Source organism: Mesorhizobium sp. WSM4820 (assembly GCF_055811075.1).
Window position 1 is genome coordinate 1 of record NZ_JBVVQN010000044.1, and the last position, 11,715, is coordinate 11,715.

Genomic DNA, 11,715 nt, shown 5'->3' on the forward strand with positions numbered 1-11,715 from the left:
ACACGGTCCAGCTAAATCGCTGATTCTGAATGAAGGCCCGTGAGTACTGGGGACGGGCGATGTCACGTTGTCTGCATCTCAACACGTTGAGACCTGCGGCCGCTGATGTCAGCTGAACACGGCCACAGCTTTCCATTCCGCCATGGCCTGCAGGCGGTGAATATGTAGCGAGAGCGCAGCGTCTTGAGCGTGCGGGGCGAATAGAACGCGCTCCAGCAGCATTTCCTCGACCAGCTCAAGGGGAACCTGTAGAGAGCCAGACTGCAATGGGCGATGATCTGCGGCGGGAAAAGATGGCCCTTGTAGCTGACGGTCGCGGTGTTCATGCCATCGGTCTATACCGCAAATCCCTGAACGCGAGTTAAGTTGATAACGCCGCTCGAGGCTATGGCGGGAACCCTCCCGTCTTTTACGTCCTCACATGTAGCCACGCTAATCTAATGCACAGATGGTCTTGAGCAAGCATGAAATCGTTTTGGAGCTATTTAAAATAAGATGTCGACTAGAAGAAGATTTTATCAGAACATCTAGACGTGTATTTCTCTGCTTCAAGATGTATTGAATAATGTTATTAATATCGTAAAACATCGTTACATAAAGGTAACGTAAATTCGTAAAATCCGTCTTTTCGACCGCTGCGTTCTGCGGGTATGTTCCTGGTGACAATATGAACCATTCACTTTCGGCCAGTCCCTACTTTGAGAACGGTTTCGTGATCGCGCGCACTCGCAACAACTATATGGCGGCCAGATACTTTGTGGATGTGGGTCCGACATCTACAGAATTCGTTACTCCTTTGCGCTGTCTAACCGTGTGGAGCTGCCTCGGTGAAGAGTGTTCTGTTGCTGGTTTTCCATTTCTATGGAGAGAAATATACATCAACCTTTAAATCTTAATAAATCAACAGCGTCGTCTTTGTGATGGTAATTTTAGGCAAAATCTTGATGGAGTGGTTTGAATATGGAACAAATTCCTGGTAAAACCAAAGCACTACTTAGCATCGTGAAGAGTTCAATTGACCCGTCGTATCGAATAATTTGTTTCCCTCATGGAGGTGGAAGTATACAGTCATTCCGTAATTGGTCTGACTATCTCCCCGACGACGTTGAGCTTATTTGCCTGGATCTTCCTGGGCGCGGCAAACGGTCAGCAGAGGCCGCCATCCGCAGCATGGACGTACTGGTACCCATGGTCATTGAGGCGCTCCAGGCGTACAGTGGTAGGCCTTTTGTTTTCTTCGGTCATAGCGCGGGTGCCCTCGTGGCCTACGAGATTGCCCGCTCCCTAGAGGAGGCCGGGCGGCCATCTCCCTTCCATGTTGTCGTGTCTGCTCACAAGTCGGCGGATGTGCCGGCGGATGAGCCGCCTACGTATAGATACACGGACGACAAGTTAACCGAAGTGATCCGTATTCTTGGCATGGTCCCCAAGGAGGCGCTGGCAAATGAGGTGCTCCTACAAGACTTCATTTTGCCACCGCTGCGGGCCGACTTCGAACTTGTGGAGACCTACGACCGGAACTTACCAACGCCTCTCGGCGCGGCAATCACCGCGATGGGGGGAGTTCAAGACGAAATGATCAATGCCAATGACCTAGACGAATGGCGTCGGCTTACAACGTCGCGCTTCGCCCGGATTATGTTTGATAGCGATCACTTTTTCACCCATTCCATGACAGAGGACGTGGTGTCTAGCCTATTACGCGAAGTTGGCGAGGTGAAGGGACAACTTCCATCTTCCATCCAACACGGCGAGGTGTTCCCTTATACTAATCTAACGCTGCATGAGCAATTCCGCAAACAAGCGGCTCTCACCCCCGACATTCCTGCCGTCGTGTCAGAGGCCGCGACCATGACATATCGTGAACTCGACGACCTGAGCGAGATTCTATCCAAGCACCTCCTCGGATATGGTCAGAGCCGAGGTTCCCACGTGGCTATCCTGATGGATACTTCACCTGAATACGCCGTCGCGTTGTTCGGTATTCTTAAGGTAGGGGCTGCCTACGTCAGGCTTGACAAGGCGCAGCCTATGGTTGCGCTACTGCGGATACTTGAGAAGGCATGTGTTGAAATCGTTGTCACCAATAAACGTTTCGCAGCTAAGCTTCCGCCTGACTGGTCTGGTATTGCGCTGTCGCTCGACGAGGGTTGGGAAGCACAACTCGGCAAGGCCAGTCCCGCCAAACCCGAAGCGGTGGATCTCGATGCCCCGGCCCAGATTGGATTTTCGTCTGGCACGACTGGCGAACCAAAAGGGGTCGTCTGCCCTCACCGATGCGCTGTATCCTCTTATCACTGGCGCTATTGCGCGCTGCCATATGCGCCTGATGAGCGCGAGGCGGTCAATATCTTCTTGGAGATAATGCGCCCAATCCTCGCCGGGATTCCGGCCTATCTGATCCCTGACGACGTTATCTACGATCCGCACCAGCTGGTCGACTACCTGGAACGAAATCGAATTTCGAGAATATTGCTAACCCCTTCACTGTTGGATGTGGTTCTCAGCAGCGGCCTGCTTGACGTCCCCTCCCGCCTTCCGGATCTCCGATTGATTTATTTATCAGGCGAGGTGGTAACAGCAGCGTTGCTTGCGAGTGTGAGGGATGCGCTGCCGCACGTCAGAATCATCAATTACTACGGCGCAATGGAGGCGCATGATGTTACACATATTGACTTGACCGAGATTGATCCTGCGAAAATACAAAAGGTTGTGCCGGTCGGTCCGCCTCAGCACAATGTCAGTGTCTATATCCTCGGGGAGCAACGCGATCCCCTCCCACTGGGCTTCCTGGGCGAGGTCTTCGTCGGCGGCGATGTCTTGGCTCATGGATATCTCGATAGCCCGGAGATGACACGGGAAAGGTTCTTTCCCGACCCGTTCCGAGCTGGTGGCACGATGTTCCGCACCGGCGATCTTGGCCGCATGCTGCCCGGTGGCCAATTGGAGATTATCGGGCGCTGCGCTTTCATGGTGAAAATCCGAGGTTTTAGCGTCGTGCCCGGGTCAGTTGAAGCCGCTTTGCTTCGGTACTCCGGGGTCTGCTCCGCCGCCGTATTGCCGGAGCTCAATGCGACGACCGGCCAGCCTGATCGACTGATCGCCTACGTAGTCTTGCGGAACGGGTGCAAGGGCTGGGAGGCCGCGTTGCGGGCGCATTTGAAGTCTGAGCTGCCGCACTACGCGATGCCGTCAGAGTTCGTTGCCCTGACGAAATTGCCCATTGCGGCCAACGGGAAACTTGATCGGTCGCGCCTCCGCGACCTCGCGAAAGAGCCGCGCCCCCCAGTGAAAGGTGCTGATGAGGTCGAATCGGCACTTCTCGCTGCTTGGCGCGACCTCCTCCAGGCCGAGGCTGCCGATCCGGGCGACAACTTTTTCGACTGCGGTGGACACTCCCTCCTGGCTGCGCGTCTCTGCACGCAGCTTCGCAAAAGTCTGAAGGTGGACCTCCGCGTAGTGGAGGTCTTCCTTAATCCGACTTTTAAAGAACTCGTCGCTCTTCTGCGCAAGCGCTGCGGCGAGCAAGAACGTCCCCAAAACCGGAAACTCCCCAAAACACCGCCAGTCCTGGCGGGCAGGGCGCATAGCAAGGCATTCGAAGGGCGACGCGGCCCCGGTATGGACATTGCTGTGATTGGTATGGCCGGGCGTTTCCCCGGCGCGGAAACAGTCGATGCACTGTGGGAAAACCTCTGCCAAGGGGTCTGCTCGATCGCCCCGCTCTCCGAGCAGGAGCTCAAGGCCCGCGGCATTCCGGAGGCTGTCCTGAAGCGCTCCGATTATGTGCGCGTGGGCGCCCATCTCAACGATGTGGACCTTTTCGATCCAGATTTCTGGAACCTCTCGAGGCGTGAGGCAACGCTGATGGACCCGCAGCATCGCCTCTTCCTCGAATGCTGCTGGAAGGCACTCGAGTCGGCGGGGTATGTGCCAACCCTGCATGAGGGCCGGACCGGGGTGTTCGCAGGTTCCTCTCTCCCCCTCTATCTACTACACCACTTAAAGGGTGGCGGCCTCGTCGATCTCACCAACGCGCCGCTCGCTTTCCTGACGGAGCTCGGCAACGAGAAGGACTACCTTGCCTCGCGCGTGTCCTACATGCTGAACCTGAACGGCCCCAGCTTTGCGGTGCAAACCGCATGCTCAACTGGATTGGTGGCGATCGCGGTCGCCGCTCAGTCGCTCGCGGCCGGCTATTGCGACATGGCGCTGGCAGGCGGCTCGAGTATCACCTTCCCTCAAGGGGGCTATCAGTATGTCAAAAACTTTATCAATTCTTCGGACGGCGTATGCCGAGCTTTTGATGCCGATGCCAACGGCACCGTGTTCGGAGATGGGGTTGGGGTTGTCGTTCTTAAGCGCCTCGAAGAGGCCCTCGCGGCGGCCGACCCGATCCGCGCCGTGATAAAAGGATGCGCCATTAACAACGATGGCCGCGCCAAATCCTCCTTCACAGCGCCTAGCGCGCAAGGCCAGACCGCTGTTGTGCGCCAGGCACTTGCCTCAGCGGCACTCGGCGCTGAAGACGTGGAATACATCGAAGCTCACGGGACTGGCACCAAGGTCGGCGACCCAATTGAGATCCGCGCTCTTGCAGAGGTTTTCGCGGGGCAAGAGGAAAGGGGAAACGGCTGTGCGCTCGGTTCAATTAAACCTAATATCGGCCATGCCAATGCCGCCGCCGGGGTCGCGAGCTTTATCAAGACAGTTCTCACCCTTCAGCACGGAGTAATCCCCGCCACCATCAACATCAACCGGCTAAACGAAGATCTGGGTCTCGAAGACACGCCCTTCTTCATCAATGAGCAGCTCAGACACTGGCCCCGTCCGCATGGACGCCTTCGGACTGCCGGAGTCACCGGCCTCGGTATCGGCGGAACCAATTGCCATGTCGTGCTGCAGGAATGGGACAGCGACAATACAAGGGCTTGGCCCGGACCGGTCGCACGGGGATCTCACGCCCTTTGCCTATCTGCAAAGACCCCCTCGGCGTTAAGCCGGGCCTGCCGGGATCTAGCCGCGTTTTTGCGGCGTAACCGCGATACCGACCTTCGGGACGTCGCCCACACGCTACGCGTGGCGAGATGCCAGTTCGATCAGCGAACCGTCGTTGTGGCGCACAACTTGGACATGGCCATCGCGAGGTTAGAAAAAGAGGCGGATAGTGTAGCTTATCGGACCCTTTCGCCGCCATCAATTGGGTTCATGCTGCCGGGCAGCGGAGTGCAGCACCGGGGAATGTTCAAGGATCTGTTTGATCACGTGCCTGACTTTGGCAATGCTTTCCAGGCTTGTGCCGTCGCCAGTCGTCGGGTTCTGGACCGTGACCTAGAGACGGTCATGTTTGGGGAAGACGACGTATACGCGACCGCTTCCTTCGAAGAAATCAGTGTCATGATTTTCTCCGTGCAATACGCCATGGCGCGTTTGCTAACCCTGTTTGGAGTGCGTCCCGATTATCTTGTCGAACATAGCATGAGCGAATATGTAGTGGCCACCCTCGCGGGCATTCTGAAACTTGAAGACGCTGTGGGGCTGACGGTCATTCGTAGCCGCGCGATGGCGAACCTTGGTATCGACGGAGCTATGCTTGCGGCCAGATGCGGCCTCAACCAGGCCGAGCGTATCCTCTTGGAGGACGCTTGGCATGATCGAGTTGACGCTGGCGAGATCTGCGTCGGTGTTATAAACTCAAAAGCCGATGTCGTGTTCACCGGCAAGCGGGAACTTCTGGAAAGGCTTCAGGGGAGGCTCGAACAAGCAAAGATACCCAACCACCTCCTCAATGCAGCTGGCGTCCCTAGCCATTCTCCGCTGATGAAACCAGCGGCTGATATCATCGACGCGCAGTTTCGCATCGTTGAAAAGCGATTGCCGGACGTCGCCATCATTCTGAATTCAGGATCTCTGCATGGGGCGAACGAGCCCCTACCGGAGAGCCACTGGAGTAGGCAAGCAACTGAGGTTACCCGGTTCGATCGCTCTTTCGATGCCGTGGTCGCGGCTGGTGTAACTGTACTCGTTGACCTTGGCCCGTCGCGCGATCTGGCCCGTTTCGCAGATGCGGCGATCAATCCAGAGGATCGCAAGACCAGAATCCCGGCGATTGTTCCAGCCGCGCGCGACGAGAACGATGGAGGGTCCACTGACCGCCATGTCCTACTGGAATGCCTTGGGGCGCTGTGGGTCGCGGGTGTTGCGGTCGATTGGAAGCGGGCCAGTGATCAATTAGAACCGCCCGGTGCTCGCCGGCGCCTTTCCCTCCCAACGTACTCGTTTGACGGTCACCGTTGCTGGCCGGATGGTCAGCCTGCGAGCTCGACGCGTCCGCGGCAGCCCGTGAAGCGAGAACGGCCCACGGGGGAAGTGTTCACCTATGCCGAGACTTGGACAGAGAAAATGCTTCCCCGCGCAGTTCCCGGGGGCGGAAGTACAAGGGCGCTTCGTTGGTTGGTACTCGCCGATCGACCTTTTGGTGAGCCGGAGCGCAAGGGAGACGAGCTTGCGAACAGCATCACACGGCAGTTGGAGGATGCGGGTCATGTAGTTGTCCGTGTTTGCCGACGCGCGAAACCCTCAAATTCGCCACTGAAAACCAAGGGGTCCACAATCTTTATTGATCCCACACGGGAAGGCCTGAAGGCGCTCTTCGATACTGAAGTGGCTTCGGAGTGTCCCGCTGACCGCATTGTCTGCCTTTGGTACTTAGGCGGCACAGCGGACGCGTGCGAGGATCCGGGCACGGTGCAGACTCATCTTGTGCGGAGCTACGAAGCCATACTCGATTTGGCGCGAGTTCTTTCCACAGTGGCGCTCCAGACTCCAGTCGACCTCTGGATTGTTGGCGACCGGATGGTTCAGGTCGGTGAGGAACCTGTAGACTCCGAAAAAGCGTGTGTCTTCGGTCCCGCCATTGTGCTACCGCAGGAAAATCCAATGGTCGATTGCCGGGTTGTTGATCTGAATATCGACGACCCGAATATAGGCTATCAACTTAGTGCTGAAATCGAGCGTGACGTACCTGGTCCCGATGCGATCGTCGCCCTCCGCGGGAACCGACGGTGGGTGCCGCATTTTCCCGAGGTAACCCTCGCCTCAAGAGTTCCCGGCGAGGAAATCCTCCGACCCGAAGGCGTCTATCTGATCACTGGAGCTCTCGGGCGCATCGGCCTGTCTTTGACCGAACACCTCGTTACCCTTGGAGCGACGGTCGTCGCGGTAACCCGCCGTACCGTCCCCACCCCTTTGAGTTCAGGGCGCGTGGATTTCCATGAGGATGCCTGGATGGGCCGACTGGCGGCGCTTGACGGCGCAAAAGGTCGGTTGGTTCTTCACCAGGCCGACGCATCCGATTTCGAAAGCCTGTCGGCGGCGCTTGACACAACGGTTCGGGAATTCGGGCGGATCGACGGGATCTTTCACGCGGTCGGACTGGCCGAATTGAAGTTCCCTTCAGAGATGACGGACACGACGTCTGCCAGTGAGTTCGCCTCCAAAGTCGTTGGGACGCGCAACCTTTACGGTGCGATCCAGCGGATACAGTCGGTGCATGCGCAATCGCCGGAGTTCGTGTTCCTTTTCTCGTCATTTGCGTCCATCTTCGGCGGGCTGGCGATGGCCGCATATGCAGCTGCCAACAGGTTCATGGACGCCTTTGCGCGCCAGGTGGAGGGCAAACTCGGTGTCCGATGGATCAATTCCAACTGGGACGACTGGGATTACTCCTACGATGAGCAGGTGACTGCCGCGTACCAAGCATCTCAGGCAAAGGATTTGGCACTCAGTTCGGATGAACCAATCGACGTCATCAAACGCATACTGGCAACCGTTGAGAACGGCCAGGTGATTGTAACGACGCGACCCTTGCCTTCGCCCATAGGGCAATGGGTCGACCAGGTCCGAACAATCACGCCCGACAAGCGGCCGGATGAGGAGAAAATATCTCCGCGCGGAGAAGTCAGAAAAAGCAAGGACAACACGCTGAGGGAAGGCGATCCGAGAAGCCTCTTCCTCGATGAAGTCAAGTCGCTGCTGGGCAACGAAGAAATAGGATTGGACGACAACTTATTCGACGTTGGCGGAGACAGCTTATACGCCACAGAACTTCAAGTTCGTTTAATGAAAAGCGACCACTGGAGGTCACCGCAATTGGATGAGATAATTGAGGCGGGGACGTTCGGCGACCTGTACGAGCGAATATGCACACGTAACCACCCCTCGAAATAACCGGAAAGAACGGGAGCATCATAACCCCTCCGAGCTATCCCCAGATCCGGAAGGAGAGTGCGGAAGGCCAGACAATTCCGGCTAAGCTTCAAGAAACCCTCTGGTGACGCCACCAACATCTTCGGCGAGCTCTAACCTGTCGACTACATCCTGCGAGCTCGACCGAAGGTGGATGGTCCGGTCTGTTTCTATTCTTCACGCCGCCAATGTGATCGTTTAAGTGCGCGTCGCCTGTTTCGGATCTTCCGGAGCGGTCGCGGTCTTCTGTGCCACAGCCTTGCCACCCAGCTTGTCAGGCAGCGAAGGCCGATCAAGGAGGTCGTCGATCTTGCGAAATGGTCAGGCTTGATCGTCGGACGTCGATCTGGTCAGCAACGGTTTGGCGATAGAGAGCGCCTGATAAGAGACGTTGAGCTCCGCATGTGTTCCGATTCCTGAAAACTGGATCGTTCGAAAGTGGAGTTTTCCGGTAACAATCCCATGGCTGGGAGGAGCGGAAGACCATGAAGGGATCGAAGTTCTCGGATGCGCAGAAGGCGTTCATTCTGAAGCAGGGATCGGACGGAATCCCCGTCGCGGAGATCTGTCGTCGGGCGGGGATTGAAACGCGTGGTCTGCATCAATCTATCCGGCCTGTTCGTGGAGCCTCTTTGTCGCTCCTGGCCATGATGGGATCCGCGCATCCCCCTCCCAGCTAAACCCGGCCTGCGAAGCGACCGCTTCTTCCATCCGGTTCTCGGAAGACGCCGGTGATAGTGTCCTGAAGGTTCTGCAAAAAGCTCTGGAGAGAGAACAGGCCTTGCCCTGAGGCGAGGCGGCCATGGCACGCTGGTGACGTTGCGATCACCGATTCCCGTGGAAGGGTAAGTGCCATGACCAATCGAGAAGTTAGACTGAGCAGAGGCGAGTTGAAAGCGTTGCTGTTGTCGGATGAGGACGGCTTCCGCAGAGTTTTGCAGACTGTCGTGCAGGAGGCTTTGGAAGCCGAGATGACGGAGGCGATCGGGGCCGAGAAAGGCGAGCGGACGCGGAGCGGGTTGGCTACCGGTCCGGCTATTATGAGCGCAAGCTTGTGACGCGGGTTGGGGTCCTGGAACTTCGCGTTCCGCAGGATCGGACCGGCCGGTTCTCGACGGAATTGTTTGAGCGTTATCAGCGCTCGGAGAAGGCACTGGTATCGGCGCTGGTCGAGATGTACGTGCAAGGCATGTCGACCCGCAAGGTCAAGGCGATCACCGAGGAACTGTGCGGCCATTCCTTCTCGGCCTCGACGGTAAGCCAGGCGACGGCGCGGCTGGATGAAGCCCTGAAGGCGTTCTTGGAGCAGCGGCTTGCCGAACCTTACCCGTACCTCATTCTGGACGCGCGCTATGAGCGGGCGCGCGAGGCCGGCGTGATCGCCAGCCAGGCGGTCTTGGTGGCGATCGGCGTCGACTGGGAGGGCCGGCGCCAGGTGCTCGGCGTCGAGCTGGCCAACCGGGAGAGCCATTCGAGCTGGCGCGCGTTCGTGGCAGGGCTCAAGCAGCGCGGGCTCGCCGGCGTCGAGTTCGTCGTCTCCGACGACCATCCGGGGCTCAGGGCAGCGATCCGCGAAGTCCTGCCCGAGGCAGTCTGGCAGCGCTGTTACGTGCACTTCCTCAGAAACGCGCTCGATTATGTGCCGCGCAAGGTCGATGACGACTGCCTGATGGAGCTCAGATGGTTCTATGACCGGCGCGACCTAGCCGAGGTCAAGCGCGACCTGGCGCAGTGGATCGCCAAATGGCAGGCCAAATACCCGAAGCTGGTGGATTGGGTGGAGAACAACATCGAGGAGACGCTGAGCTTCTACCGGCTGCCGCTGCCGCATCACAAGCACATGAAGTCGACGAACATGCTGGAGCGGCTGAACCAGGAGATCAAGCGGCGCACCCTGGTCGTTCGCATCTTCCCCAACCCGCAAAGCTGTTTGCGGCTGGTTCGGGCATTGGCGGTGGAGATCCACGAGAACTGGCTCGAGGCGACCCGCTACCTCAACATGGATCATCTGCGCGAGCACAAGAAGGAGAGCCTGAGGGCACTGGCCGCCTGAGACGCGGCCCGCCATGTCCGCCGCTCCGCTAAACACGGGGGCTGCGCGGCGGACACGCCAACGTCACCGTTGAATGCCACGCCATTTTTGCAGAACTTGACGCACACAACTACGCCGGTTGACTGTTGGTACATCATTCCTTTTGTTGCGCTCGCAGACTTTGGTGACCTTCTGACGCGTCTACGTCATCGGTCGGGTCTCATAAAAGTGCCCTGCGTGAGCAGCGCCCACGCAGTGCGGGCCTGCTTGTTCGCTAGGGCGACCGCCGCGATTTTGCGTGGGTGCGCGCCTTCAGCTGGGTCACCCACAATCCGATGGCGGTCGCCGGATTCTTGAAGAACCTCAGCATGCATCGGGAGCCGTGAATCAGAAGCGTTCGGATGTAGGAGTTGCCGCGCTTGCTGATGCCGAGCAGTGTAGATCGGCCGCCCGTCGAATACTGTCGAGACGAGGCCGAGCCAAGCTGCGAAGTCGCGCCCAGATTTGAACATGCGGCCATCGCCGATCGCAGCAACGATCGCCGTCGCGGTGATCGTACCGATCCCGGGTACGCGAGGCGTCCGCATGCATCATCGCGCTCGGCAACGTCACAAAGCTCAGCCTCGAGTCCTGCTCCACTTGGTCGTTTATCGCCAACCATTGTTGCTGAGCAGCGTCAGCAGGCGCTTCATTCCTGGCATGTGTTGGGCGAATTGAGAAACTGACCCCATGACGAAATGAAGAACTGACCCCCTCGGTTATGGGAGGAGGCATGGATGACAATTGTTTCGGCGATTCCTGCATTGTCGAGAACGATGCAGGCAGCCTGAAGAGGTGGCAGCGATGCTGCGGCTGCATGAGCTTGGCTGGGGAGCGAAGCGGCTGGCGAAGGAATTCGGGTGCGCGCGCAACACGGTGCGTCGGTATCTGCGCGAAGGCGGGACTGTTCCGTTTCGCAAGCCTGTGAGGCGGACGGCGTTTGACGGGCTGGACGATTGGCTTCGGGAGCGCTTCTTCCGCCATGGCGGCAACGCCGATGTGGTTCGCCAGGAACTGGCGAGCATCGGATCGTGATTGGGCTTCGTTCGATAGAGCTTCGGGTGCAGCATTGGCATCGGGAGTTGAAGGCGCAGAAGCGCACGACAGTTCGGTTTGAGACCGCGCCGGGATATCAGATGCAGATCGACTTTGGCGACACGCGGGTGTGGGTCGGCGGCGAGCGTGTTTGGCGATCCCGTAGTGGCAACCGCGATCCTTGATCGCCTGCTTCATCATTCGACAGTGATCACCATCCGTGGCGACAGCTACCGGCTTCGCGAAAAGCGGGGGGGGGGGGGGGGGTTTTTTGGGGGGGGGCCCCGGGGGCGGCAAATTAAACCCCAAAAAAAAAAAGGGGGGGGGTAATAAAAGTGGCGCACGGGGGGGGAAATACAAAA

Annotated in this window: 2 protein-coding genes and 4 pseudogenes; 5 read left to right on the forward strand and 1 reads right to left on the reverse strand. The window is 58.0% G+C overall.

Going from position 1 to position 11,715, the window contains the following annotated elements; translation table 11 throughout:
• Positions 1 to 960: 960 nt before the first annotated feature.
• The 3 genes and pseudogenes from AC0L2R_RS33295 (at position 961) to AC0L2R_RS33305 (ending at position 10,300) form a co-directional block, all read left to right on the forward strand.
• Entirely contained in the window at positions 961 to 8,229 is a 7,269-nt protein-coding gene (locus tag AC0L2R_RS33295; protein ID WP_473514029.1) for an SDR family NAD(P)-dependent oxidoreductase, read from the forward strand.
• A gap of 503 nt (positions 8,230 to 8,732) precedes the next feature.
• The gene (locus tag AC0L2R_RS33300) at positions 8,733 to 8,927 is read left to right on the forward strand and encodes a transposase (protein WP_473514031.1); all 195 of its coding nucleotides are present in this window, start codon (positions 8,733 to 8,735) and stop codon (positions 8,925 to 8,927) included.
• Positions 8,928 to 9,101: 174 nt separating this feature from the next.
• A pseudogene (locus AC0L2R_RS33305) lies at positions 9,102 to 10,300 on the forward strand (IS256 family transposase).
• A gap of 185 nt (positions 10,301 to 10,485) precedes the next feature.
• Here the strand turns inward: AC0L2R_RS33305 and AC0L2R_RS33310 are convergent.
• Positions 10,486 to 10,869: pseudogene (locus tag AC0L2R_RS33310) on the reverse strand (transposase); the annotation flags it as partial.
• Between the two features lie 232 nt (positions 10,870 to 11,101).
• Here AC0L2R_RS33310 and AC0L2R_RS33315 point away from each other — a divergent pair.
• Both AC0L2R_RS33315 and AC0L2R_RS33320 read left to right on the forward strand, forming a co-directional pair.
• Positions 11,102 to 11,505 (forward strand): annotated as a pseudogene (locus tag AC0L2R_RS33315) (helix-turn-helix domain-containing protein); the annotation flags it as partial.
• Positions 11,492 to 11,683 (forward strand): annotated as a pseudogene (locus tag AC0L2R_RS33320) (ATP-binding protein); the annotation flags it as partial. The pseudogenes AC0L2R_RS33315 and AC0L2R_RS33320, both read left to right, overlap by 14 nt.
• Positions 11,684 to 11,715 lie beyond the last annotated feature (32 nt).

Excerpts from the sequence above, each read along its gene's own strand:
- AC0L2R_RS33295 (WP_473514029.1), top strand. The coding sequence starts at position 961 with ATGGAACAAATTCCTGGTAAAACCAAAGCACTACTTAGCATCGTGAAG.
- AC0L2R_RS33300 (WP_473514031.1), top strand. The coding sequence starts at position 8,733 with ATGAAGGGATCGAAGTTCTCGGATGCGCAGAAGGCGTTCATTCTGAAG.